Annotated in this window: 18 protein-coding genes and 1 riboswitch; of the genes, 5 read left to right on the top strand and 13 right to left on the bottom strand. The window is 73.0% G+C overall.

What is annotated here, in order from left to right; translation table 11 throughout:
• Window positions 1-64 precede the first annotated feature (64 nt).
• The 11 genes from murC to Ani05nite_RS00350 all read right to left on the bottom strand — a co-directional run bounded on the left by murC (window position 65) and on the right by Ani05nite_RS00350 (window position 14,395).
• Window positions 65-1,483 (bottom strand): UDP-N-acetylmuramate--L-alanine ligase, encoded by a 1,419-nt coding sequence (murC, locus tag Ani05nite_RS00400; RefSeq protein WP_203762585.1) that lies wholly within the window; start codon window positions 1,481-1,483, stop codon window positions 65-67.
• A gap of 43 nt (window positions 1,484-1,526) precedes the next feature.
• The gene (murG, locus tag Ani05nite_RS00395; RefSeq protein WP_203762582.1) at window positions 1,527-2,636 is read right to left on the bottom strand and encodes an undecaprenyldiphospho-muramoylpentapeptide beta-N-acetylglucosaminyltransferase; all 1,110 of its coding nucleotides are present in this window, start codon (window positions 2,634-2,636) and stop codon (window positions 1,527-1,529) included.
• A 65-nt stretch (window positions 2,637-2,701) separates the two neighbouring features.
• Entirely contained in the window at window positions 2,702-4,129 is a 1,428-nt protein-coding gene (locus Ani05nite_RS00390) for an FtsW/RodA/SpoVE family cell cycle protein (protein ID WP_239129042.1), read from the bottom strand.
• A gap of 64 nt (window positions 4,130-4,193) precedes the next feature.
• Window positions 4,194-5,300 carry a phospho-N-acetylmuramoyl-pentapeptide-transferase gene (gene mraY / locus Ani05nite_RS00385; RefSeq protein WP_203762576.1) on the bottom strand — a complete coding sequence of 369 codons (1,107 nt, stop codon included), beginning with the start codon at window positions 5,298-5,300 and terminating at the stop codon, window positions 4,194-4,196.
• Entirely contained in the window at window positions 5,297-6,694 is a 1,398-nt protein-coding gene (locus tag Ani05nite_RS00380) for a UDP-N-acetylmuramoyl-tripeptide--D-alanyl-D-alanine ligase (RefSeq protein WP_203762573.1), read from the bottom strand. The genes mraY and Ani05nite_RS00380 overlap by 4 nt, the downstream gene beginning before the upstream one ends.
• Window positions 6,691-8,205 (bottom strand): UDP-N-acetylmuramoyl-L-alanyl-D-glutamate--2,6-diaminopimelate ligase, encoded by a 1,515-nt coding sequence (locus Ani05nite_RS00375; protein WP_203762570.1) that lies wholly within the window; start codon window positions 8,203-8,205, stop codon window positions 6,691-6,693. The genes Ani05nite_RS00380 and Ani05nite_RS00375 overlap by 4 nt, the downstream gene beginning before the upstream one ends.
• 54 nt (window positions 8,206-8,259) lie before the next feature.
• Window positions 8,260-10,806 carry a peptidoglycan D,D-transpeptidase FtsI family protein gene (locus Ani05nite_RS00370; protein WP_239129041.1) on the bottom strand — a complete coding sequence of 849 codons (2,547 nt, stop codon included), beginning with the start codon at window positions 10,804-10,806 and terminating at the stop codon, window positions 8,260-8,262.
• 3 nt (window positions 10,807-10,809) lie between these two features.
• A complete protein-coding gene (gene ftsL, locus Ani05nite_RS00365) occupies window positions 10,810-11,388 on the bottom strand; it encodes a cell division protein FtsL (protein ID WP_203762567.1) in 579 nt (192 codons plus the stop codon).
• A gap of 8 nt (window positions 11,389-11,396) precedes the next feature.
• Window positions 11,397-12,455, bottom strand: a complete 1,059-nt coding sequence (gene rsmH / locus Ani05nite_RS00360; RefSeq protein ID WP_203762564.1) for a 16S rRNA (cytosine(1402)-N(4))-methyltransferase RsmH — start codon at window positions 12,453-12,455, stop codon at window positions 11,397-11,399.
• Window positions 12,456-12,706: 251 nt separating this feature from the next.
• The gene (gene mraZ / locus Ani05nite_RS00355; protein WP_203762561.1) at window positions 12,707-13,138 is read right to left on the bottom strand and encodes a division/cell wall cluster transcriptional repressor MraZ; all 432 of its coding nucleotides are present in this window, start codon (window positions 13,136-13,138) and stop codon (window positions 12,707-12,709) included.
• Window positions 13,139-13,591: 453 nt separating this feature from the next.
• Window positions 13,592-14,395: a C40 family peptidase gene (locus Ani05nite_RS00350; RefSeq protein WP_239129040.1), complete on the bottom strand. Its 804-nt coding sequence runs from the start codon at window positions 14,393-14,395 to the stop codon at window positions 13,592-13,594.
• Between the two features lie 6 nt (window positions 14,396-14,401).
• Window positions 14,402-14,581, bottom strand: a riboswitch (cyclic di-AMP (ydaO/yuaA leader).
• A gap of 462 nt (window positions 14,582-15,043) precedes the next feature.
• Here Ani05nite_RS00350 and Ani05nite_RS00345 point away from each other — a divergent pair.
• The 3 genes from Ani05nite_RS00345 to Ani05nite_RS00335 are packed head-to-tail and all read left to right on the top strand — an operon-like array spanning window position 15,044 to window position 17,824.
• Window positions 15,044-16,264 carry a Mur ligase family protein gene (locus Ani05nite_RS00345; RefSeq protein ID WP_203762944.1) on the top strand — a complete coding sequence of 407 codons (1,221 nt, stop codon included), beginning with the start codon at window positions 15,044-15,046 and terminating at the stop codon, window positions 16,262-16,264.
• A 32-nt stretch (window positions 16,265-16,296) separates the two neighbouring features.
• On the top strand, window positions 16,297-17,010 hold the full coding sequence (locus Ani05nite_RS00340) for a type 1 glutamine amidotransferase (protein WP_203762558.1): 714 nt from the start codon (window positions 16,297-16,299) through the stop codon (window positions 17,008-17,010).
• 58 nt (window positions 17,011-17,068) lie between these two features.
• Window positions 17,069-17,824, top strand: coding sequence for a TVP38/TMEM64 family protein (locus tag Ani05nite_RS00335; protein ID WP_203762555.1), 756 nt, complete (start codon window positions 17,069-17,071; stop codon window positions 17,822-17,824).
• Window positions 17,825-17,846: 22 nt separating this feature from the next.
• Here the strand turns inward: Ani05nite_RS00335 and aroA are convergent, their stop codons facing one another.
• Window positions 17,847-19,103, bottom strand: a complete 1,257-nt coding sequence (gene aroA, locus Ani05nite_RS00330; protein ID WP_239129039.1) for a 3-phosphoshikimate 1-carboxyvinyltransferase — start codon at window positions 19,101-19,103, stop codon at window positions 17,847-17,849.
• A gap of 112 nt (window positions 19,104-19,215) precedes the next feature.
• Window positions 19,216-22,050 carry a leucine--tRNA ligase gene (gene leuS / locus Ani05nite_RS00325; protein ID WP_203762552.1) on the bottom strand — a complete coding sequence of 945 codons (2,835 nt, stop codon included), beginning with the start codon at window positions 22,048-22,050 and terminating at the stop codon, window positions 19,216-19,218.
• Window positions 22,051-22,426: 376 nt separating this feature from the next.
• On the opposite strand from leuS, the gene Ani05nite_RS00320 reads away from it, so the two are divergent.
• Together Ani05nite_RS00320 and Ani05nite_RS00315 are read left to right on the top strand one after the other, a co-directional pair.
• On the top strand, window positions 22,427-23,476 hold the full coding sequence (locus Ani05nite_RS00320; protein ID WP_203762549.1) for an AAA family ATPase: 1,050 nt from the start codon (window positions 22,427-22,429) through the stop codon (window positions 23,474-23,476).
• A 1-nt stretch (window position 23,477) separates the two neighbouring features.
• A complete protein-coding gene (locus Ani05nite_RS00315; RefSeq protein WP_203762546.1) occupies window positions 23,478-24,767 on the top strand; it encodes a DUF58 domain-containing protein in 1,290 nt (429 codons plus the stop codon).
• The last annotated feature ends 13 nt before the right edge of the window (window positions 24,768-24,780 follow it).

The following is a 24,780-nucleotide window of genomic DNA, read 5'->3' as shown; positions in this document are numbered from 1 at the left end:
AGACCGTCTCCGACGCACGCAGGCGAGGTTCGGTGCAGGCGGTCATGCCAGTTCCCCCGGTTGGTCAGGCCTCGGCCAAGGCGGCCAGCAGCTCGTCGCCCATCATCGAGATCGGCGGCGCGCCCATGGTCACCACGACGTCGCCGGGCCGGCTGCGCCGCAGCACCTCGGCCGGCACGTCCTCCCAGGACGGCACGAAGACCTTGTGCTCGGCCGGCAGGTCGATGGCCGCGGTCAGGGCGACCCCGCCCTCGCCGGGACCGCGCTGCTCGCCGGGACCGAAGACCTCCATGACGATGACCTCGTCGGCCAGGGCCAGCCCCTCGGCCAGCTCGGCCTGCAGGTCACGGGTGCGGTAGACCCGGTACGGCTGGAAGACCACCACCAGCCGCCCGTCCCCGGCCACCTCGCGCAGCGTGCGCAGCGCCGCCTTCACCGAGGTCGGGTGGTAGGCGTACTCGTCGTAGACGCGGACGCCGGCCACCGTGCCCTTGCGCTCGAATCGCCGCCGCACCCCCGGGAACGACGCGAGCGCCTCGGTGATCTTCTGCAGCGGGATGCCCAGGCGCAGCGCGGTCAGCACGGCCGCGGCGCCGTTGAGCCCCATGTGCCGGCCGGGCAGGGCCAGTGCGATCTCGCCGAGCGGCTTGCCGTCGAGCGTGGCCTGGTAGCGCACGCCCTGCACGGAGGAGACCACGTCGGTGACCCGCAGGTCGGCGCCGGAGGACTCGCCGTACGTGTAGACCGTGCGCCCGGCGGCCCGCAGCGCGGCGATCAGCTCCTGCACGCCCGCGTCGTCGGCGCAGGTCACCACGAAGCCGTCCGGGTCGGTCAGCTCGGCGAACTCGAGGAACCCGGCCTTGAGCCCGGCCAGGTCACCCCAGTTGTTGAGGTGGTCGCCCTCGATGTTGGTGATGATCGCGACGTGCGGCCGGTAGATCAGGAACGACTTGTCGCTCTCGTCGGCCTCGGCCACGAAGTAGCCGCCGGAGCCGTGGTGGCCGTTCGAGCCGGCCGCGGAGATCTCGCCGCCGATCACGAACGACGGGTCCTCGCCGGCGTGCTGCAGGATCACCGTCATGATCGACGTGGTGGTGGTCTTGCCGTGGGTGCCGGCCACCGCGATCGTGCGGCGCCCGGTCATCGCCGCGGCCAGCGCCTCGGAGCGGTGCAGCACCCGCAGCCCGCGCCGGCGCGCCTCGACGATCTCGACGTGGTCCTGCGGGATCGCCGTGGAGTAGACGACCGTGTCGACCCCGTCGAGGTTGGACGCCTCGTGCGCCATGTGCACCGTGCCGCCGAGGGCGCGCAGCGCGGCCAGCGCCGGCCATTCCCGCAGCTCGCTGCCGGAGACCGGCACGCCCCGGGTGAGCAGCAGCCGGGCCAGGCCGCCCATGCCCACGCCACCGATGCCGATGAGGTGGACGGTGCCCAGCTCCTCGGCGGTCAACTCGCCGGCCGGCGTCAGCTCCGCCGTGTTCACAGCACCACTCCCCTACTCTCTCGGTCCGCCGTCGTCCGGCGGCTCATCGGCGGGCCACTGCCTCGCACACGAAGTCCAGCAGTGCCTCGTCACCGTCGCGACGGCCGTGGCCGCCGGCGGCGGCACCCATTGTGGCGAGCCGCCGCGGGTCCCGCGCGAGCGGGATGACCGTACGCTCGATCCACTCCGGGGTCAGCTCCCCGTTGTCCACCAGCAGGCCCCCGCCGGCCTCGACCACCGGCCGGGCGTTGCGCTCCTGCTCCTGGTTGCTGAACGGGTACGGCACGTAGATCGCCGGCATCCCGATCGCAGTGGTCTCGGCGACCGTGATCGCCCCGCCGCGGCACAGCATCAGGTCGGCGGCGGCGTACCCGAGCTGCATGTCGGACAGGTACGGCACCACCACGTACGGCACCGGCAGGTCGCTGGGCACCTCGAACGGGTCGTTGCGCCCGCCCTGCACGTGCAGCACCTGGATGCCGGCGTGGGCCAGCTTCTTGGCGGCGCCGGCCACGGCCAGGTTGATCGTGCGGGCGCCGGAGGAGCCGCCCGACACGAACAGCACCGGCAGGTCCGGGCGCAGCCCGAAGTGGGCCAGCGCCTGCGGGCGCAGCGCGTGCCGGTCCATCCGGGTGATGGCGGTGCGCAGCGGCACGCCGACCACCCGGGCGTCGCGCAGCGACTCGGCCTGCTGGGGCTGGGTCGGGAAGCCCACCGCGATGTTCCTGGTGAACTTCATGCCCATCCGGTTGGCCACCCCCGGCGGCACGTTGACCTCGTGGATGACGATCGGCAGCTCGCGCCGCCAGGCCGCCAGGTACGCCGGCACCGAGACGTAGCCGCCGAAGCCGACCACCACGTCCGCCTGGACCTCGTCGAGGATCTGCCCGGCCGCGTGGGCCGAGCGGTACATCCGGTCCGGGGTGCGCAGCAGGTTCAGGTTGAGCGAGCGGGGCAGCTGGAACGCCGGGATCACCCGCAGGTCGTAGCCGGCCGGCGGGATCAGCTCGTTCTCCATGCCCTTGGGGCTGCCCAGCGTGGTGATGCGCACCTCGGGGAAGTGGCGGCGCAAGGCGTCGGCGAAGGCGAGCAGCGGATAGATGTGACCGCCGGTGCCTCCCCCGGCGAGCACGACCGACCGCAGCAGACCCATCACCGTCTCCTTCCCTCCCCCGCCGGATCGGTGCCCGGGATGCCCGGGGGGTCCGGGGCGCCCGCTCACCGGGTGGGTGGGCGCGACGAACCGCGCCGCCGCGGCGGGGGGAGCGGCGGCAGCGGGGCCCAGAGTAGCCGCACCCATCGCGCGGGCGGACGGGCGTGCAGGGCCCGGGCGGCGTCCGGCTCGGCGCGGGCGAAGGAGGCCAGGATGCCGATCGCGGCCAGCGTCACGACCAGGGCGCTGCCGCCGGTGGAGATGAACGGCAGCGGCAGGCCGGTGATCGGCAGCAGGCCCACCACCCCGCCGATGTTGATGACGGCCTGGGCGACCAGCCAGGTGGTGATGCCGGTGGCGGCCAGCCGGCGGAACGGGTCGTCCACCCGGCGCGCGATCCGGAAGCCGGTGTACGCGAGCACCGCGAACAGGGCCAGGATGACGGCACAGCCGACCACCCCGAGCTCCTCGGCGACGACCGCGTAGATGAAGTCGTTGTCGGCGGCCGGCAGCCAGTTCCACTTCAGGGCGCCCTTGCCCAGCCCCACGCCGAACCAGCCACCCTCGTAGATCGCCGAGCGGCCCTGCACCATCTGGTAGCAGAAGTCCGAGTGGCAGTCCTCGAGCGGCTTGAACAGCACGGTGATCCGGGCCAGCCGGTAGTTGGCCTCGCCGACCTCGCCCGAGCCCGCGCCCCGGGAGGCCGCGGCGATCAGCAGGCCGATGCCGGACAGGCCGAGCACCCCGAGCGCGGCGAAGACCCGCAGCCGCACCCCGGCCGCCCACAGCAGCCCGATCACCAGCGAGAGCAGCACCAGCATGGTGCCCAGGTCGTTGTAGCCGACCAGGACGAACAGCAGGCCGACCATCGGGAACAGCGGCATCGCCAGCTCCCGCCAGTGGCCCAGCGCCGCGCCCTTGCGGGCGATGATGTCGGCGCCCCACAGCACCACGCCCAGCTTGGCGATCTCCGAGGGCTGGATGCCGATCGGACCGAGGTACAGCCACAGCAGGTCGGCGCGCAGCGGTCCCAGGCTGACGCTCTCGGTGCCAGGGGTCACGTGGACCAGCCCGACCGCCCGCATGGCCCGCAACGTGGCCAGCACGGCGAGCAGCACGATGGCCGTGCCGAGCACGTACTTGCCGAGGAACCGCAGCGTGCTCGCCGGCAGCCGCTGGCAGACCCAGAAGCCGACCAGGCCCAGCACGGCGAAGACGAGCTGGTTGCGGATCGCGGAGAAGGCGCTGCCGTCCTCGGCGTACGCCTTGACGCTGGTCGCCGAGAAGACCATGGTCAGCCCGATCAGCAGCAGCAGGCCGGAGCTGGCGAGCAGCAGGTAGTACGAGGACAGCGGCCGGGCCAGCAGGCCGTGCACCGCGGGCAGCAGCTGCTGGCTCAGCGACTTGGGCCGGGCGGCGGGCGCGGCGGGCTGCACGGTGGCAGCCGGCGACACGGTCGCCGCGGGCCTGGTGTCTACCTTGTCCTCCCCCATGGTGACCATCATGGTGGCGCGACACGCCAGCCCCGGGATGCGGGACAGGCGTGTCGCGAGAGATCTATCCCATGACCGCCAGGAAGTCGCTGTAGAACAGGCCGAGGCCGATGGCCACGCAGATGCCGGCCACGATCCAGAACCGGACCACGATGTTGACCTCGCTCCAGCCGGCCAGCTCGAAGTGGTGCTGCAGCGGCGACATCCGGAAGACCCGCTTGCCGGTGGTCTTGAACGAGATGATCTGGATGACCACGGACATCGTGATGATGACGAACAGGCCGCCGATGATGATCGACAGCAGCGTGGTGCGGGTGGCCATGGCCAGGCCGCCGATCAGGCCGCCCAGGCCCAGCGCGCCGGTGTCGCCCATGAAGATGCGGGCCGGCGAGGTGTTCCACCACAGGAAGCCGACACACGCGCCGGCGGCCGCGGCGGCGATCAGCGCCACCTCGAGCGGGTCCCGCACCTCGTAGCAGTAGTTGGACGGGTTCGCGGCGTACGTCGTGTCACCGCACCAGTGCCGGTACTGCCAGAAGCCGATCAGCGCGTACGCGCCCAGCACCAGGATCGACGCGCCGGTGGCCAACCCGTCCAGGCCGTCGGTGAGGTTCACGCCGTTGGACATCGACATGATCACGAAGACGAACACCAGCACCGAGCCGACCTTGCCGACGTCGAGGAAGCTGATGTCGCGGATGAACGAGATGTGCTCGCTGGCCACGGTCTGGCCGTTGGTGCTGGGCACGTACAGCGCGGCGACGCCCAGGCCGCCGCCGACCAGCAGCTGGCCCAGCAGCTTGCCCTTGGCGCTCAGCCCGCCGGAGTGGCGCCGGCGGACCTTGATGAAGTCGTCGAGGAAGCCGACCGCGCCGCAGAAGACGAAGAGCCCGAGCAGGACCAGCGCGGTCATCGTCGGCTGGACCTGGGCGATCTGCTCCGACGGCAGCGTGGTCAGCGCGATGTGCCCGGCCACGTAGGCCAGCACCGTGGCGAAGATGAACGCCACCCCGCCCATCGTGGGCGTGCCCTTCTTGCCCTGGTGGGTGGCCGGGCCGACGGCCCGGATCGGCTGGCCGGCCTTCAGCGCGGTGAAGACCCGGATCGCCAGCGGTGTGCCGAACAGCGAGATGATGAACGCGACCGCGGCCGCGACGATGACTGCCCTCACGGGCTTACCTCCTGCTGGGCCGCATTCGCGCGGAGCGCGTCGGCCACCTCCCACGTCCGGTACCGCGAACCCTTGACCAGCACGACGTCGCCCGGCCGCAGGTCGCCCCGCAGCACCGCGACGGCCGCCGCCTGGTCGGCCGCGCGGACCGCCTCGCCCTGCCAGGCGGGCACCGTTGCCGCGCCGTCGAGGATCGGGGCGGCGTTGTCCGCGACCGCTATCAACCTGTCCACTCCCAGCTCGGCGGCGAGCCGCCCGACCTCCTCGTGTCCCGACGTCTCGAAGGCGCCCAGCTCGGCCATGTAGCCGAGCACGGCTGTGGTCCGCCGGCCCGCGCCCAGCGCGGCCAGGGCCCGCAGCGCGGCGGCGGTCGACGACGGATTGGCGTTGTACGAGTCGTCGATGACCGTCACGCCCTCCGCCGTGTCGAACACGTCCATCCGGCGGCCGGAGACGATGCCGGCCTCGCCCAGCGCGGCGGCCACGGCGGCCGGCGTCATCCCGGCCTCCAGCGCGACGGCGGCGGCGGCGAGCGTGTTGCCGACCTGGTGGCGGCCGGTCACGGCGAGCCGCACCGGCGCCGATCCGGCCGGGGTGAGCAGCGTGTACGCCGCCCGCCCGCGCTCGTCCAGCGTCACGTCGGCCGCGCGTACCGTGGCGGCCGCGGACTCGCCCACCAGCACCACCCGGGCGCCGGTCCGGGCGGCCATCGCGGCGACCAGCGGGTCGTCGGCGTTGAGCACCGCCACCCCGTCCGCGCCCAGCGCCTCGACCAGCTCGCCCTTGGCCTGCGCGGTCCCCTCGACGGAGCCGAACTCGCCGATGTGCGCCGCGCCGACGTTGAGCACCACCCCGATCCGGGGCGCGGCCACCTCGGCCAGGTGGCGGATGTGCCCGATCCCCCGGGCGCCCATCTCGAGCACCAGGAACCGGGTCTCCGGGGTCGCCTTCAGCACCGTGTACGGGAAGCCCAGCTCGTTGTTGAGCGAGCCGGCCGGCGCCACCGTCTCGCCGAGGCGTTCCAGCAGCTGGCCGATGTAGTCCTTGGTCGTGGTCTTGCCGGACGAGCCGGTGAGCCCGACGATCGTCAGCTCCGGCAGCCGCCGCACCACCACGGCGGCCAGCGCGGCCAGCGCCTTCAGCGGATCGTCGACCACGATCCCGGGGCGGCCGGTGTCGCGGGTGCCGAGCACGCCCACGGCGCCCGCGGCCACGGCGGCCTCGGCGAAGTCGTGGCCGTCGACGCGTTCGCCCGCGAAGGCGACGAAGAGCGCGCCCGGACCCAGCCGGCGGGTGTCGTACTCGACCGACCCGGTGACGGTCACGGCCGGATCGGCGTTGACGAGGTGGCCGGAGGTGATCGCGGCGATCTCGTCCAGGGTCATCCGGATCAAGCGGCACCGCCCGCGCGTGCGGCCAGCGCCGCGGCCAGCTCGATCCGGTCGTCGAACGGCAGCACCTGGCCGTCCACCTCCTGGCCTCGTTCGTGTCCCTTGCCCAGCACCGCCACCACGTCACCGGGACCGGCCAGGCGTACCGCCTCGTCGATCGCGGCCCGGCGGCCGGCCACCTCGATGATCTTCGCCGCCGTGGCGGCGTCCTCGGCGCCCCGGCGGACCGCGGTCCGCACCCCGGCCGGATCCTCGGTGCGCGGGTTGTCGTCGGTGATCACGACCAGGTCCGCGCCGCGCGCCGCGGCCGCGCCCATCAGCGGGCGCTTGCCGCGGTCGCGGTCGCCGCCGGCGCCGATCACGCACACCAGGCGCCCGCCGCGGGCCGTCGCCAGCTCGCGCAGGGCGGCCAGCGCGGCCACGATCGCGTCGGGCTTGTGCGCGTAGTCGACCACCCCGAACACGTCGCCGGGCGAGTCGACCCGTTCGAGCCGGCCCGGCACCCCCGGGCAGGCGGCGATGCCGTCGGCCGCCACCTGGGCGTCGATGCCGGCCGCCACCAGGCCGGCGAGGGCGAGCAGGGCGTTCGCGACGTTGTGCCGGCCGGGCAGCGCCACGCCCGCCCGCACCGCGCCGCCCGGGCCGTGCGCGGTGAAGCGCTGGCCGAAGGCGTCGCCCGCGATGTCGCCGGCCCACCAGGTCGCCGAGGTGTCCCCGGCGGCGGAATAGGTGATGGTGGCCGGCTTGCGCAGCGGCCGCAGGGCCGGCTCGTCGGCGTTGAGCACCTCGAAGCGGCACCGGCCGTCGAACAGCTTGGCCTTGGCGGCGAAGTAGTCCTCGGCGTCGGCGTGGAAGTCCAGGTGGTCGAGGCCGAAGTTGGTGTAGCCGCCGACGGCGAAGCGGACCCCGCCGACCCGGCCCATGGCCAGCGCGTGGCTGGACACCTCCATCACCACGGCGGTGACGCCGCGTTCCAGCGCGGCGGCCAGGATCGCGTGCAGGTCGGTGGCCTCGGGGGTGGTGCGCACGCTGGGCACGACCAGGTCGCCCAGGCGGGTCTCGACGGTGCCGATCAGCCCGGTGGTCAGCCCGGCCGCCCGCAGCCCGGACTCGACCAGGTACGCCGTGGAGGTCTTGCCGGCCGTGCCGGTGAGCCCGATGACGGTGAGCCGCTCGGTGGGGTCGCCGTAGATCCGCGACGCGGCGGCGCCGAGGACGGCGCGGGGGTCGGCCACGACGAGAACCGGCAGCCCGGCGGCGACCGCGGCGTCGCGGCCGGCCGGATCGGTCAGCACGGCGACGGCGCCCGCGGCGGCGGCGGCCGCGGCGAACTCGGCGCCGTGCCGGCGGGCGCCCGGCAGCGCGGCGTAGAGATCACCGGGATGCACCTCGCCGCTGGCGTGCGTGATGCCGCCGACCTCGGTGTCGGCGCCGACCAGGGCGGCGCCGATCAGCGCCGCGAGGTCGGCCAGCCGCGAGGGCCGGACTGTCTGGGGACGGGGAATGCCGGACACGGCGTCAGACCCTACCCGGTGGCCGGCATCCGACTGCGCACGCCATGGTCGGCTCTACCCCTTCAATTTGAAGGTCGGCTCCGGGTTACCCGACGGCGGCACCCGGTAGTGGCGCAGCGCGGAGGACATCATCTCGCTGAACGCGGGCGCGGCCACGTCGCCGCCGGTGCCGTCGGGCACGTCGGCGAAGACACCGATGACGAACTCCGGGTTCTCCGCCGGGGCCATGCCGATGAAGGAGCCGGCGTTGTGCTTGGTGTACTGGCCCTCGACCAGCATCTTGCCGGTGCCGGTCTTGCCCGCGACCCGGTAGCCGTCCACCGCGGCCCGGCTGCCCGTGCCGCCCTCGGCGTCGACCACCGACTCCATCATCTCGCGCAGCTGCCGGGCCGTGGTGGCGCTGAGCACCCGGTGGGTCTCCGGCTGCGGCGCCGGGGCCACCGAGCCGTCGCGGCCGGAGATGGTCGCCTTGATCAGGTGGGGCTGGACGTAGGTGCCGTCGTTGGCGATGGCGCCGTACCCGGCGGTCATCTGGATCAGGGTGGCGTCGACGCTCATGCCGATCGGCACCGAGCCGGACGCCGACCCGCTCCACTCGTCGGGCGCCAGCAGCCGGCCGGTCGCCTCGCCCGGCATGCCCTCGTTGGTGGCCTTGCCCAGGCCGAACCGCTGCTGGTACTCGTAGAGCTTGGCCTTGCCGAGCTTGTCGGCGATGCGGATGGTGCCGACGTTCGACGAGTAGGCCAGCACCCCCGGGATGGTGAGCCGGGTGCCGGCCGGCTGCCGGTGCGTGTCCACGAAGTCGTAGCCGCCGCGCTTGAGCCCGGGCCCCACCGTGATCAGGGTGTCGGGGGTGATGACCCCCTCCTCCAGGGCCGCGCCGATGGTGAACGCCTTGTGCGTCGAGCCCGGGTCGGCGATGACGCTGGTCGCCACGTCCTCGCGGTCCTTGGGCTTGAAGTCGCCCGGCTTGGCGGCGTTGTAGGCCGGGTAGCTGGCCTGGGCCAGCACCTCACCGGTCCGGGCGTTGAGCACGACGGCGGCCGCCACGGTGGCGTTGTTCTTCTCGCCCTGCTGGCTGAGCACCCGCTGCACCTCGAACTGCAGGTCGCGGTTGATGGTCAGCTGGATGGAGGAGCCGGGCGAGGCGTCGGTCTGGCGGTGGTAGCCGCCCGGGATCTCCTTGGCCAGGTCGCCCCGGCCGATCTCGAACACCCGCTTGCCGTCGGTGCCCCGCAACAGCTCGTCGTAGCGGGCCTCGAGGCCCTCCAGGCCGGTGTGGTCGTCGCCGGTGAAGCCGATCAGGTTGGCCGCGAGGTCGGCGCCCGGGATGTCCCGGCGCTCGTCGCGGTCGGAGTTGATGCCGGGGATCCGCATCGCGTGGATCTTGTCGGCGACCGCGGTGTCGACGCCCCGGGCGAGGTACTCGAAGCGCGAGGCGCCGCCGCCGGGCCGCTTCTTCTTGGCCATGAGCTGGATCAGCCTCGAGGCCGGGATGCCCAGCTCCGGGGAGAGCTTGGCCGCCGCGACCACCGGGTCCTTGATCATCTCCGGGTCGGCGTAGATGTAGCGCGCCTCGACGCTGTGCGCGAGCACCGCGCCGGAGCTGTCCAGGATGCTGCCGCGCGGGGCCGGCAGCACGACCTCGGTGAGCCGGTTCTGCCGCTGCTTGAGCAGGCTCTCGGCGGACGCGGTGGTGCCGCCGACCTGGAGCACGACCAGCCGCACGCCGATCGCCACGAACAGCGTCAGCGCGAGCACGGTGCCCAGCCGCAGCCGGCGGGTGCCGTTGGCGAGCCGGGGCGGCTCGGCCGGGATCAGCGGGGCGGGCCGCCGGGCGCCGGGCCGGGCGGCGGCCGCCGGGCGCGCCGGACGGCGGGGTCCGGGCGGGGCCGCAACCTTGCGCTCGCGGGTGGTCCGGGCGGCTGCCTCGGTACGGCCGGCAGCAGCGCCCCGCCGCGGGTTGGCCGTCGAACGAGACCGCACCGCACCCGCCGTGGCCCGGCCGCCCCGGCGGGGCGCCTCGTCCCAGTCGTCCTCGTCGCTGCGCCGCTGCGCCGCCCGGTCCTGGGCGGTACGACCCTGGGCGGTACGACCCTTGACCGCGCGGGTCTCCGCGTCGGCCCGGCCCTGCGCGGCGCGGCCCCGGACAGCCCGCTCCCCGGCGGTCCGGTCCTCGGCGGTCCGGTCGTCGGCGGCGCGGCTCCGGACCGCCCGGGCCTCGGCGGCGCGTACCCGCGGCTCCCGGGCCGGCTTCTCCGGACCCTCGTCCTTGGCGCGGCCACGGCGGGCCGGCGGGCGGGGCTCCGGCTCGTCCTCGGCCTCGCGGCGGCGCTCCCGGGCCGGCCGGCCGCCGTCCAGCACCTGCAGCGCGGGACGGAACGGATCGGTGTTGCGGCCGGTGCGCGGCGACCGGGTCCGCTGGTCGCCCTCGCGCACGGTCCGGCCGCGCGGCGTGTACGCCCGCGCGTCACCGATGCCGCCGAAGCCGCGCGCCCGGTCGTCGTCGCGCCCGGAGCCGTCGGCCGGCGGCAGGTCAGGAGACGCGCCGCGCCGGGGCTCCTGGCCCCGGCGCGGTGTCCCGTCGGCGCGGGGCGGCACGCGTTACCGCCCGGTCGCCGCGGTGGCGGAGTCCTGCGCGGTCACGGCCACCTCGCCGCGGCCCGGCTTCGGCACCCCGAAGACCTTGCCGTCGGGCAGCCGGATGTACGCCGGGTCGCCCTTGACCAGGCCCAGCCGGCGGGCGGCCGCGTCCAGGCTGCCCGGGCTGTTGTAGGCGGCGATCGCGTTCTCCAGGTCCTGCTGCTGGGAGTCCAGCTTGGCCTGCCGCTTCTGCAGCGAGTCGATCCGGAACGAGTTCTCCGCCGTCTTGGTGTTGATCAGCAGGATGCCGAGCACCCCGACCACGACGACCGCCACCACGAGCGCGATGAAGGGCGCGCGCGGGGCGTTGATCGGCGCGGGCGGCGCGACGCGCAGGCGCGGCGCCGCGATCGGGTCACGCTGCTGCTCGGCGGTGAGCTTCAGGGCGGCGCTGCCCTGGGTGGCACCGGCCACGGGGTAGTGACGCGCCCCCCGGGCGCCACCGCCCGTCGTGGTGCCCGTCGTCGTGCCGGCCGGCTTGCGCCGGCCCTTGCCAACCTGCTCCGTGGTCCGGCCCCCCGACCGCGGCGCAGTGGTCATGCGCTCGCTCAATGCCCCTCCCCCTCCTGGCGTTCCCCCGGGCGTAACCGCCCTTGTCCCCCGTGCGTTGTAGACAGTCGGGGCCGTTCGCGGGCGGCCCCGGGTGCCTGGTCGTGCTGGTCGATCCGTTCCACCGCGCGCAGCTTCACCGAAGCCGCCCGCGGGTTCTCCGCCACCTCCGCCGCGCTGGGCGGCTCCGACCCGCGGGTCAGCAGCCGCACCGAAGGGCCCGTTCCGGGCAGCTCGACCGGCAGGTCGATCGGCCCGGTGCTGCGCGCCCTCGCGGCGAAGGCGCGCTTGACGATCCGGTCCTCCAACGATTGATACGACATCACCACAAGGCGCCCTTTCGGGGCCAGGTGGTCCAGGGCCGCGGGAACCGCCGCCTCGACCGCGGCGAGTTCCGCATTTACCTCAATACGTAGCGCCTGAAACGTTCTTTTCGCGGGATTTCCACCCGTTCGCCGCGCGGCGGCCGGGATGGCGTCCCGGACCAGGTCCGCGAGCCGGGCCGAGGAGACGATCCGCTCCTGGGCCCGCTGCTTCACGATCGCCGAGACGACCCGGGTGGCGAACTTCTCCTCGCCGTACACCCGCAGGATGCGGACCAGCTCGCCCGGCTCGTAGCCGTTGACGACCTCCTCCGCGGTGATCCCCTGCGACTGGTCCATCCGCATGTCGAGCGGGGCGTCCCGGGCGTAGGCGAACCCGCGGTCGGGCTCGTCGAGCTGCAGCGAGGAGACGCCCAGATCGAACAGGCCACTGTGGAAGGCGCGGTGACCGAGGTCGGCCAGCACCGCCGGCAGCTCGTCGTAGACCGCGTGCACGAGATGCGTGCGGTCGGCGAACCGGGCCAGCCGCCGCCGGGAGTGCGCGAGCGCCTCGGTGTCCCGGTCGAGTCCGATGAGGACCACCCCGGGGTGCCGCTCCAGCACCGCCTCGGCGTGCCCGCCCAGGCCGAGCGTGAAGTCGACGTGCACCGCACCCGGCGCCGCGAGGGCGGGGGCGAGCAACTCGAGGCAGCGCTCGAGCAGCACCGGCACGTGCGTGCCGCGAAGCTCCCCCATGTCCACCCCCATTGCCTGCTCTTTCCGCGCTCACCCGGGCCGGCCGGCACCGTCCCCCGGCACCGGCACACCCACTCGTCTGTCCGTACCGCCAGATCCCCATCCGCTCGTGCCCGTTGCCATCGGGCGCGCCCGCGAAGGACACACGCCTGGCACCGGGGAAGAGGCGCCAGGAGCGGGAGCGGCTGGAGATCTCGCAGTACGGCGGCAGCGACGTCCGGGCCGTTGCACGGGCCCACAGGTGCCACGCCTCACAGTCCGCCGGGCAGCACCCCCTCCTCGATGTCGGCGAAGTCGTCCTCGCTCGCCGAGAGGTACTGCTCCCAGGACTGCTTGTCCCAGATCTCCACCCGCGTGCTCGCCCCAATCACCACGAGCTCGCGGTTGAGCCCCGCGTACTCCCGCAGGTGGGCCGGGATGGTGACCCGGCCCTGCTTGTCGGGGATCTCGTCGTGCGCGCTGGCGAAGAACACCCGGCTGTAGGCCCGGGCGGCCTTGTGGGTGACCGGCTGTTCGCGCAGCTGGCCCGCGATCCGCTGGAACTCCGGCATCGGGAACACGTACAGGCAACGCTCCTGCCCCTTGGTGATCACGACACCTCCCGCCAGTTCGTCGCGGAACTTCGCCGGAAGGATCAACCGGCCCTTGTCGTCGAGGCGCGGGGTGTGCGTGCCGAGGAACATCGGCGCACCCCCTGCCCCTCAGCGGTCGCGGACCGCCTGTCGTCGGGCCGGCAATCCCCTCGGATTCAGCTCCTCCTCAGGCCCTGCCACTGCGCTCCACTCTACTCCACTTCCCTCCACTCGCAACAAGAATGAGCGCTTCCGCGAACCCGACTCGCGGATGTATCCGCACGTCAGAGCGGGTGGGGTGGATGTGGAGGGCCGGGCGGGCCGCACCATGGTCCACTTTCCGACATGCCGCCCACGCGGGCACGAAAGTCCCCCGAAATCGGGCGTTGGGGAAGGCTCCGGCGCCCTTCGGCCGCGCGGCGGGGAGCGAAGTGGAGGGAAATTGGGGCGGACACGACAGTGGGGCGCGACCCGAACCGGGTCGCGCCCCACTGAACTGTCGTACTGCTCTTACTGGTGTTGCCGTTCTTACTGGTGTTGCCGTGCCCTACTTCCGGGTGACCCTCAGACGAGGCGCCGCACGACGTAGTTCTTGCCGTAGATCTTCTGCTTCTTGACCCGGTCGCCCGTGTGCGGGGCGGCCCACATGTAGCCGCCACCGGCGTAGATGCCGACGTGGGTGCCGTACGAGCCGGAACGGAAGACCAACAGGTCACCGGCCTTCTTGCTGCCCTTGCCGACGGCCTTGCCGTACCGCTGCTGCGAGTTGGCCTTGTGCGGCAGCTTCTTGCCGGCGGCCTTCTTGTAGACGTACATGGTGTAGCCGGAGCAGTCGAACCGGTTCGGGCCGGAAGCGCCGAACCTGTACGGGGCGCCCTTGTGCTTGGCCGCCTCGGCCAGCACCTTGGCCGCCTTGTTCCGCACGGTGATCTTCGCCTGGCTGCTGCGCACCTGGGCGAAGCCCTTGGTGCCGGCGAAGACGGTGCGGTAGTACATCGACGAGCCGGGCTTGGTCAGGAACGAGACCACGCCCTTGGAGTTGCTGGACTTGGTGACCCAGGTCTTCCACGACTTGTTGCCCCGGATCTGGAGCTTGACCTTGCCGCTGGTGACGGCCTTGCCGGTCCTCGGGTTGATCAGCTTCGCGGTCACCTTGACCGTCGAGCCGTAGGACACCGTCCTCCTGTTGTAGGAGTTGGTGAGCTTGGGCTTGACGGTCGCTGCCGCGGCCGCCGTGACGGGGGCGGGAGCGGCGGACGCTGCCGGGGTGGCGACCAGCTGGCCGGCACAGAGGCAGAGACCCAGGGACAGAGCGACGGAACCGGTGCCCATGGTGCGACGGCGCCGGTGCGAGGTGCGTTCGTGCACGGTAGAGATATCCCTCCGGCACGCCTGCGAGGTTAGCTGTCGGGTTCGGGCGGGAAGGTTGCCCGGCCACCGCTGGTGGCTTCACCCCAAGGTCCGCGGGAGGACGCCGCGAGCGGCGTTCCCCGTGGGACCGGAAATGGGTCCCCCGTCCCTGCCCCCGTATGCCTGTGTCGTCGTACGCAATCGTGGTCGTGCCGCCCGGACCGGGGCAGGGCTCGGCGTGGTCCGTGGCGGTACGAGCGGCGAGCGGTCGCTCACCGGCTCACCCTTGCTACCCGATTTCCGAGCCGACCGTCGGGTCCGGCTTGGCTACGCAGAGTATTTGGCACACGCGAGCCTGTCCGGTTTGTAACCGCGCTGTGACAAATGCCGATGCTTGTCGTGATGGTTCGATCACCGTACGTCGAAGGTTACGGGTGAAACACAACACACAAAAAGCCTCACCGGGGTCGATCATGGGCTCCCGTCAGGTCGGGAGAATGCGGCGGTAAACGCGCTCAGCGGCGCAAACTCGGCACCGGGTGGGGTAGTGGAGATCATCCGTTCGGCGGAGGCGGCGACCGTGGTCCGGCCGGTGGCGGCCGGACCCCGGGGCCACTCGACGTAGTGTCCGTTTCCGGTACCCTCGTCGCCGTGACGGACGGGAAGATGCCCCTACGGGCCAAGGTCGCGACCTCCGTGTCGCGAACCGCTGCGGCGCTCTCACGGGCGGCCGGCCGCGGCGACGGCTCGGTGATCGGCGGCTGGATCGGTCTCAAGATCGATCCCGACCTGCTGAAGAACCTGGCCGCCGGCCGGGCGATCGCGCTGGTCTCGGGGACCAACGGCAAGACGACCACGACCCGGTTCACCGCGGCCGCCCTCGGCGTGCTGGGCCCGGTCGCCACCAACTCCTTCGGCGCCAACATGCCCACCGGGCACACCTCGGCCCTGGCCAAGGCCGGCGCCACCCCGTTCGCGGTGCTCGAGGTCGACGAGCACTACCTGGCCCGGGTGATCGACGAGACCACGCCGCGCGTGGTGGCGCTGCTCAACCTCTCCCGCGACCAGCTCGACCGGGCCAAGGAAGTCGCCATGATGGCGCAGATGTGGCGCACCGCCCTGGCCGCCCACCCGGACGTGCACGTGGTCGCGAACGCCGACGACCCGATGGTGGTCTGGGCCGCGGTCAACACGGCCCACGTCGTCTGGTTCAGCGCCGGCCAGCGCTGGCACGACGACTCGTTCGTCTGCCCCGAGTGCGGCTCCCCGATCGAGCGGGCCGACGGCGACTGGCGCTGCACCGGGTGCCCGCTGCGCCGCCCGCAGGCCCAGTGGACCGTCGAGGACGACGGCGTCATCGACCCCCGCGGCGACTGGCACCTGGTCAAGCTCCAGCTGCCCGGGCACGTCAACCTGGGCAACGCCGCGACCGCGCTGGCCGTCGCCGCCGAGTTCGGGGTCCGGCCGATAGAGGCCGTCCCCCGCCTGGCCGGGGTCGCCTCGGTGGCCGGCCGGTACGCCCAGGTCGAGCGGGACGGTCGCAACATCCGGCTGCTGCTGGCCAAGAACCCGGCGAGCTGGCTCGAGGCGTTCGACATGGCCGAGGTGGCCCCCACGCTGCTGTCCATCAACGCCCGCGACCCCGACGGTTTCGACACGTCCTGGCTCTACGACGTCGACTTCTCGCCGCTGCGCGGCAGGCAGGTGCTGATCACCGGCGACCGGGCCTACGACCTCGCGGTCCGGCTGGAAGTGAACGATGTCGCCTTCCGGCACGTGCATACCTTCGACGAGGCGGTACGCGCGAGCCCGCCGGGCCGCCTCGAAGTGATCGCGAACTACACGGCGTTCCAGGACATCCGAGCGGAGTTGGACCGTGTCAACTGAGCCTGCCCGCGGCGGAGAACCGAGGAAGAACCATGAGTGAGAGCACCCTGCGGATCGTCTGGATCTACCCCGACCTGCTGTCGACGTACGGCGATCGGGGGAATCTGCTGATCCTGGGCCGCCGGGCCGCGCTGCGCGGGATCCCGGTGGAGACCTACGAGGTCCGCTCCGACCAGGCCATGCCCACCACCGCCGACATCTACCTGATCGGCGGCGGCGAGGACGGCCCGCAGGCGCTCGCGGCCCAGCGGCTGATCGCCGACGGCGGCCTGCACCGGGCCGTGCACCAGGGCGCGGCCGTGCTCGCCGTCTGCGCCGGTTACCAGCTCTTCGGCAGCTCGTTCTTCGCCAAGGGGGCCAAGTGCGCCGGGCTGGACCTGCTGGACCTCAGCTCTGACCGGGGTGAGACCCGCGCGGTGGGCGAAGTTCGCGGCGACATCGATCCCCGGCTAGGGTTGCCCCCGTTGACCGGTTTCGAGAACCACGGCGGCCGGACCCACCTGGGCCCGGGAGTGGCGCCGCTGGCCCGGGTGACCGCCGGCATCGGCAACGACGGGCAGACCGAGGGCGCCTGGCACGGCAAGATCCTCGGCACCTACGCGCACGGCCCCGCGCTCGCCCGCAACCCAGCTATAGCCGATCTGCTACTGCGCTGGGCGATCGGCGCGGATAGCCTTACACCGCTCGACGACACCTGGGCCGACCGGCTCCGAGGCGAGCGGCTCGCCGCAGCGGGCGCCGCCTGAGCTCTCCGGCGCCCGACCAGCTGACCTGGACCGACGAGATTTTGAGGGGTACGCCTGCATGACTGACACCCTGATCGCCCCGCGGGGCATCGTTCCCGCCACGGACCCTCAGGTCAGCACGCAGCACCCGGCGCACCCGGCGAGCCCGCGTCACCGGCTCGCCCGCTTCGGCATCCTGGGCGTGGTCGTCGCCGCCCTCGGCGTGGCCGCCGCGGTCCTGCCGCTGCAGGCCATCGCCGACTCGGTCGTCGCCCTCGGCCCGGCCGCCGCGGTCGCCATCGCGGTGGTGGGTGGCCTGCTCCTGTCGGTGCTGGTGCCGCGGACCGCGATCACGCTGGCCTGCGGCGCCCTGCTCGGACCGGCCACCGGCGCGGCCACCGCGCTGGCCGCGGCCGTCATCGCGGCCGTGGCGACCTACTACGCGGGCCGCTGGGCGGGCCGAGGCGCGCTCGGCGCCCGGGCCGGCGGCCGGCTCGACCGGCTCGACGGCTGGCTGAACCGCCGCGGCCTGGCGGCGGTGCTGCTGGTCCGCTTCCTGCCGCTGGCGCCGTTCGGCCTGATCGGGTTCGCCTACGGCACCACCTCGGTGTGCCGCAAGCGCTACCTGCTCGGCACGACGCTGGCCGCGGTGCCGTCGGCGGTCTCGTACGCGGTGATCGGCGCGGCGGTGGCCTCCCCCGGCTCGATGAACCCGCTGACGCTGGCCCCGGCCGTGATCGGCTTCGCCCTGACCACGACGATCGTGCTGCGCTGGCGCCTGGCCGCCCGCCGCGACGCGGCCGCCGCCGCCCTGGTCACCCCGACCGCCGCCTGACCCGACCGGTTCCCGGCCGGCCTCAGCTCAGCCGGGCGAGGTCCGTGAAGAAGTCCGGGTAGGTCTTGGCCACGCAGCCCGGGTCGGCGATCTCGATCCCCGGCGACCGCAGCCCCAGCAGCGACAGGCTCATCGCCATCCGGTGATCCTCATAGGTGGCGAACCGGGTCGGCCGCGGCCGACCCGGGTGGATCGTGAAGCCGTCCTCGTCCTCCACCGCGTCGATCCCGGCCCGGCGCAGCTCGGTGACCACCGCCGCTACCCGGTCGGTCTCCTTCCGGCGGATGAAGCCGATCCCGCGGACCCGGGTCGGGGAGTCCGCGTACACCGCCACCGCGGCCAGCGTCTGCGCCGTGTCCGAGATGTCGGCCATGTCGACGTCCACGCCGTGCAGGGCGCCGCCCGCGCTCACCGTGAGCGAGTCGGCCGAGCGGGTCACGGTGGCGCCCATCCGGGCCAGCACGTCGGCGAACGCGACATCCCCCTGCAGGCTGCCGGTCCCCAGCCCGCGCACGGTCACCCGACCGCCGGCGACCGCCGCCGCGCCCAGGAAGTACGAGGCCGCGCTGGCGTCCGGCTCGATGGCGTAGTCCGTGGCCCGGTAGCCGCCCGGTGCCACGGTCAGGCCGGCCACCTCGACGCCGAAGGCCGCCATCACCGCCCTGGTCATCTCCACGTAGGGCACCGAGACCAGCGCCGACGTCAGCTCCACGGCCAGGCCGCCGGTCATCAGCGGGCCGGCCATGAGCAGCCCCGACAGGAACTGGCTGGAGATGTGGCCGCTGACGCGGACCGGGCCGCCGGGCAGCGGGCCGCGCACGGTGGCGGGCAGGAAGTCGCCCGGCGAGACCTCCGCGCCGGCGTCCCGCAGGGCGGCCAGGACCGGCCCGAACGGCCGGGCGCGCAGCTGCGGCGAGCCGTCCACGACGGTACGACCGGGGCGCAGCGCCGCCGCGGGCAGGACGAACCGGGACGTCGTGCCGGACTGCTGCGCGTCGACCGTGGCGTCCGCCGTGCCGAGCCGCGGGTCCACGCCGGTGACCGTGACCGTCGCGGCGGCGGGGTCGGCGTCGACGGTGGCGCCCAGGGCGGCGACCGCGCCGAGCATGGCCCGGGTGTCGTCCGCGAACAGGGCGCCGGTCAGCGTCGACGTTCCCGGGGCCAGGGCCGCGCACAGCAGCGCCCGGTTGGTGATGCTCTTCGACCCCGGCGGCCGCACACTCGCGTCCGGGGGCGAGCTCAGCGGGTCGATGGTCAGCACGTCCGGGAGATCAGCCACGACGGGGATCCTCCCGGACACCCGTGGCCCCGCGCACCCGGGTTTCCCGAACGGCGCCGGCCCGCCGCGCGAGGCGACGGGCCGGTGCCGGGACTTCACTTCGGGGACGGGCTCAGACGACGACGCTGACCAGCCGCCCCTTGACCACGATCACCTTGCGCGGCTCCCGGCCGGCCAGCGCCTCGGCGACCGACTCCAGCGCTGCCGCCCGTACCGAGTCCTCGGTCGTGTCCGGCGCGACCTCGACCCGGCCGCGGACCTTGCCGTTCACCTGCACCGGGTAGGTGATCGACTCGGCCACCAGCTGGGCCGGGTCGGGCACCGGGAAGTCGGCGTAGGCCAGCGTGCCGTCGTGGCCCAGCTTGCGCCACATCTCCTCGGCCAGGTGCGGCGCGAACGGCGACATCATCAGCACCAGCGGCTCGATCGCCTCCCGGGAGGTGGCCGCCAGCGGGGTCAGCGTGTTGGTCAGCTGGATCAGCTTGGCGATGGCCGTGTTGAAGCGCAGCTCGTCCATGTCCTCACGGACGCCGTCGATCGTGCGGTGCAGCACCCGCCGGGTCGCCGGGTCCAGCGGCTCGTCGGTGACGCGGACCGCACCGGTCTCCTCGTCCACCACCAGCCGCCAGACCCGCTGCAGGAACCGCTGGGAGCCGACCACCGCCCGGGTGTCCCAGGGGCGGGACACGTCCAGCGGGCCCATCGCCATCTCGTAGACCCGGAACGTGTCGGCGCCGTACTGCTCGCTCATGTCGTCCGGGGTGACCACGTTCTTCAGCGACTTGCCCATCTTGCCGTACTCGCGGGCCACCTCCTGCTCGCCGAAGTACCACTTGCCGTCGCGCTCGACGACCTCCTCGGCGGGCACGATGACGCCGCGGGCGTCCCGGAACGCGTACGCCTGGATGTAGCCCTGGTTGAACAGCTTGCGGAAGGGCTCGAAGGACGAGATGTGGCCCAGGTCGTACAGCACCTTGTGCCAGAAGCGGGCGTACAGCAGGTGCAGCACCGCGTGCTCGACGCCGCCGACGTACAGGTCGACGCCGCCGCAGTCGGCCGCGTCCCGCGGGCCCATCCAGTAGGCCTCGTTCTCGGGGTCGACCAGCACCTTGTCGTTGTGCGGGTCCAGGTAGCGCAGCTCGTACCAGCAGGAGCCGGCCCACTGCGGCATGGTGTTGGTCTCGCGGGTGTAGGTCTTGGGCCCGTCGCCTAGGTCCAGCTCGACCGTCACCCAGTCCTTCTTGCGCGACAGCGGCGTCTCCGGCTCGCTGTGCTCGTCGTCGGCGTCGAAGGTGCGCGGCGAGAAGTCGTCGGTGTCCGGCAGCACCACCGGCAGCATCTCGTCGGGCAGCCCGACCGGCAGGCCGGTCTCGTCGTAGACGATCGGGAACGGCTCGCCCCAGTAGCGCTGCCGGCTGAACAGCCAGTCGCGCAGCCGGAACGTGGTGGCGCCGCGGCCGTGGCCGTGCTCCTCCAGCCAGGCGATCATCGCGGCCTTGGCGTCGGCCACGCCCATGCCGTTCAGCCAGTCGCTGTTGATCGCCGGGGCGTCGCCGGTGAAGGCGCCCTCGAACCCGTCCGGCGCCTGCACCGTACGGATGATCGGCAGGTCGAAGACCTCGGCGAAGGCCCAGTCGCGGGCGTCCTGGCCGGGCACCGCCATGATCGCGCCGGTGCCGTAGCCGGCCAGCACGTAGTCGGCGATGAAGACCGGGATGCGCGCGCCGTTGACCGGGTTGGTGGCGTACGCGCCGGTGAAGACGCCCGTCTTGACCTTGCCGTCGGCGGTCCGCTCCTCCTCGGTCTTGGCCGCGGCCGCGGCCCGGTACGCCGCCACCGCCTCCGCCGGGCTCGCGTGCCCGCCGGTCCAGGCCGGCTTGCTGCCCTCGGGCCAGGCGGCCGGCACGATCGTGTCGACCAGGGTGTGCTCGGGCGCCAGCACCATGTACGTCGCGCCGAACAGCGTGTCCGGGCGGGTGGTGAAGACGGAGATTACGGACTCGCCGGCAGATCCGGAAACCTCGACGGGGAAGTCGACGTTCGCACCCCGGGAGCGGCCGATCCAGTTGCGCTGCATCAGCTTGACCGGCTCGGGCCAGTCCAGCGTGTCCAGGTCGTCGACCAGGCGGTCGCCGTAGGAGGTGATGCGCATCATCCACTGCTTCAGGCTGCGCTTGAAGACCGGGAAGTTGCCGCGCTCGCTGCGCCCGTCCGGCGTGACCTCCTCGTTGGCCAGCACCGTGCCCAGCCCCGGGCACCAGTTGACCGGCGCCTCGCTGACGTACGCCAGGCGGTAGTCGTTGATCACCTGCCGGCGCTCGACGCCGGACAGCTCGGCCCACGGCCGGCCGTCGGGGGTCCCGCGCTCGCCGGCCTCGAACTGCGCGACCAGGATCTCGATCGGCTTGGCCTTGGCGTCGGACGGGTCGAACCACGAGTTGAAGACCTGCAGGAAGATCCACTGGGTCCAGCGGTAGTACTCCGGGTCGGTGGTGGAGAAGCTGCGCCGCTCGTCATAGGCCAGGCCCAGCCGGCGCAGCTGCCCGCGGTAGCGCTCGACGTTGGCCTCGGTGGTGATCCGCGGGTGGGTGCCGGTCTGCACCGCGTACTGCTCGGCGGGCAGGCCGAAGGCGTCGAAGCCCATCGGGTGCAGCACGTTGTAGCCGGCCATCCGCTTGTAGCGGGTGTAGCAGTCCGTGCCGATGTAGCCCAGCGGGTGCCCGACGTGCAGGCCGGCGCCGGACGGGTAGGGGAACATGTCCTGCACATGCAGCTTCGGCGCCCCGGCCCGCGGATGGGACTCATCGGCCAGCTCACCGGTGGGGTTGGGCGCGTGGAACGTGCCGTGGGCGGACCAGAAGTCCTGCCAGCGGGGCTCGATCTCCGCGGCCATGGCCGCCGTGTAGCGGTACGGCGGGACGTCCGCGTTGGTCTCGGACTCGCTCATCGTCACCATCTCGTTCTTTCGAAAAGTCAGTCGACCGGGATCACCTACTTCAGGGCACAAAAAAGCCCCTCTCGCAGGAGGGGGCGCCGCGCTGTTCTCTGCTAAGAGATCAGCACGGCCGGCTAAGAAGCAGGAAGGACCGAGCCATGACTGCATGATACCGGGCGTCCGGTTCCCGCGGCGACCGGTATCAACCGGGCCGATTCGTAACCCATCCGATATGCGTGTCCAGTTGACCACAAGCCGTCACTAGCGTTAGCACCGGCTCGGCAGGTTGCTGTGACCGGGCTAACCTGTGGAGACGGGCGGCGAGCGCCGGAGGCCCACGGACCGCCGGCCGCCCGCGAACCTTCGGTTGAATTCATGGAGGAGGCCCGTGACAACGCCAACCTGGGACCAGCCCGGCGGTCCCCTGCCGAGTGATGAGTTCCTCGCCGCGAGCGGGGCCATCATGGCCAACATCGAGCAGGTCATCGAGGGCAAGAGCGCGACGGTCCGGCTGGCTCTGGCCGTGCTGCTGGCCGAAGGCCACCTGCTGATCGAGGACGTGCCGGGCGTCGGCAAGACCAAGCTCGCCAAGGCGCTGGCCCGCTCGATCGACTGCTCGGTCCGGCGCATCCAGTTCACCCCCGACCTGCTGCCCAGCGACGTCACCGGGGTCAGCGTCTACAACCAGGAGACCCGCGACTTCGAGTTCAAGCCGGGCGCGGTCTTCGCCAACCTGGTGGTCGGCGACGAGATCAACCGGGCCTCCCCGAAGACCCAGTCCGCCCTGCTCGAGTGCATGGAGGAGCGGCAGGTCACGGTCGACGGCACCACGTACGAGCTGCAGGCGCCGTTCATGGTCATCGCGACGCAGAACCCGATCGAGATGGAGGGCACCTACCCCCTCCCCGAGGCGCAGCGCGACCGCTTCACCGCCCGCATCGCGATGGGCTACCCGGACCCGCGGGCCGAGATGGCGATGCTCAACGGCCACGGCGCCCACGACCCGCTGAACGACCTGCGCGCCGTCGCCGACGCCGCCCTGGTCCGCCGGCTGATCGCCACCGCGCGCGACGTGCACGCCGCCGAGGCCGTCCAGCAGTACGCGATCGCGCTGGTCACCGCCACCCGGGAGGCCCCGGAGATCCGCCTCGGCGCCTCGCCGCGGTCCACCCTCCAGCTCATCCGCACCGCCAAGGCCGTCGCGGCGCTCGAGGGCCGCGACTACGTGCTGCCGGACGACCTGCAGACCCTGGCGGTGCCGGTGCTCGCCCACCGCATCATCCCGACGGCGGACGCCCAGCTGAACAGGCGCACCACCGACGCGATCGTCGCGGAGATCGTGCACCGGCTGCCGCTGCCGCACGACCGCAACCGCTCGCCGTACGACACCCGCGCCGTCGGCGACACCCGCGGGCAGTACGAGTCCCGGGGGCGCTGACATGCGCGAGGCCCTGCGGGGACTGACCACCCGCGGCCGTTCCTTCCTGGCCGCCGGCTCGGCCGCCGCCATCTCCGCGTTCATCCTCGGGGAGAAGGACCTGCTGCGGGTGGCGATCCTGCTGGCCATGCTGCCGCTGCTGGCCGCGGCGTACGTCGGCCGCAGCCGCTACAAGCTGGCGTGCACCCGCTCGCTGGAGCCGGGCCGGGCCCCGGTCGGCTCGAGCGCCCGGGTCATCCTGCGCCTGCAGAACATGTCCCGGCTGCCCACCGGCACGCTGCTGCTGGAGGACCGGCTGCCGTACGCCCTGGGCAGCCGGCCCCGGGTGGTGCTGGAACGGCTCGGCGCGCACCAGGCCAGCTCGGTGGCGTACACGGTCCGGGCCGACGTGCGCGGCCGCTACCCGGTCGGCCCGCTGGTGATCCGGCTGACCGACCCGTTCGGGCTGTGCGAGCTGACCCGCTCCTTCCCCAGCGTCGACCGGCTCACCGTCATCCCCCAGGTCGTCCCGCTGCCGGCGGTACGCCTGGCCGGCGAGTACGCGGGCACGGGCGACAGCCGAGCCCGTTCGGTGGCCGTGCACGGCGAGGACGACGCGGCGACCCGGGAGTACCGGCGCGGCGACGACCTGCGCCGGGTGCACTGGCGCTCCACCGCCCGTACCGGCGAGCTCATGGTGCGCCGCGAGGAGCAGCCCTGGGAGAGCCGGGCCACGGTCGTGCTCGACACCCGGCTGGCCGCGCACCGCGGTGAGGGCCCGACGGCCAGCTTCGAGTGGGCCGTCTCGGCGGCCGCCAGCATCGCGATGCACCTGCGCCAGGCCGGCTACAAGCTGCGCCTGGTCACCGGGGCCGGGGTGGACGTCGACGCCACCGAGATCGGCGGCGAGGGCGCCATCCTGGACACCCTGGCCGACGTCAAGCTGACCCCGGCCGGCGACATCTCGGTGCTGGTCGACCAGGTCCGGCGGCGCTCCGACGGCGGCCTGGTGATCGGCCTGTTCGGCACGCTCAGCACGGCCGAGGCGGAGGTGCTGACCGGGCTGCGCGGCAACGGCGCGACCTGCATCGGGTTCGCGATCGACAGTTCCACCTGGGTGAACATGACACCCGGGGACCGTACCGAGGCCGACCGGGCGCACGGCTCGTCGGCGCTGGCCCTGGTCCGCAGCGGCTGGCGTTCGGTGGCGGTGGCGCACGGCGACTCGCTCGCCGCGCTCTGGCCGGCGGCCGGCCGGGGCTCGCAGGGCTTCGCCTACCGCGCGGCCATGGCGGAGACGGTCGGACGATGAGGGGAGTTCTCCG

It is taken from the genome of Actinoplanes nipponensis (assembly GCF_016862275.1).
Taxonomy (GTDB): domain Bacteria; phylum Actinomycetota; class Actinomycetes; order Mycobacteriales; family Micromonosporaceae; genus Actinoplanes; species Actinoplanes nipponensis.
The sequence above is the reverse complement of the archived record's forward strand: the minus strand, read 5'-3'. Positions and strand labels throughout refer to the sequence as shown.

Coding starts and splice junctions, on each gene's coding strand:
- murG (WP_203762582.1), bottom strand. CDS start 2,636: ATGGGTCTGCTGCGGTCGGTCGTGCTCGCCGGGGGAGGCACCGGCGGT.
- Ani05nite_RS00390 (WP_239129042.1), bottom strand. CDS start 4,129: ATGGGGGAGGACAAGGTAGACACCAGGCCCGCGGCGACCGTGTCGCCG.
- ftsL (WP_203762567.1), bottom strand. CDS start 11,388: ATGACCACTGCGCCGCGGTCGGGGGGCCGGACCACGGAGCAGGTTGGC.
- rsmH (WP_203762564.1), bottom strand. CDS start 12,455: ATGGGGGAGCTTCGCGGCACGCACGTGCCGGTGCTGCTCGAGCGCTGC.
- mraZ (WP_203762561.1), bottom strand. CDS start 13,138: ATGTTCCTCGGCACGCACACCCCGCGCCTCGACGACAAGGGCCGGTTG.
- Ani05nite_RS00345 (WP_203762944.1), top strand. CDS start 15,044: ATGCCCCTACGGGCCAAGGTCGCGACCTCCGTGTCGCGAACCGCTGCG.
- Ani05nite_RS00340 (WP_203762558.1), top strand. CDS start 16,297: ATGAGTGAGAGCACCCTGCGGATCGTCTGGATCTACCCCGACCTGCTG.
- Ani05nite_RS00335 (WP_203762555.1), top strand. CDS start 17,069: ATGACTGACACCCTGATCGCCCCGCGGGGCATCGTTCCCGCCACGGAC.
- leuS (WP_203762552.1), bottom strand. CDS start 22,050: ATGAGCGAGTCCGAGACCAACGCGGACGTCCCGCCGTACCGCTACACG.
- Ani05nite_RS00315 (WP_203762546.1), top strand. CDS start 23,478: ATGCGCGAGGCCCTGCGGGGACTGACCACCCGCGGCCGTTCCTTCCTG.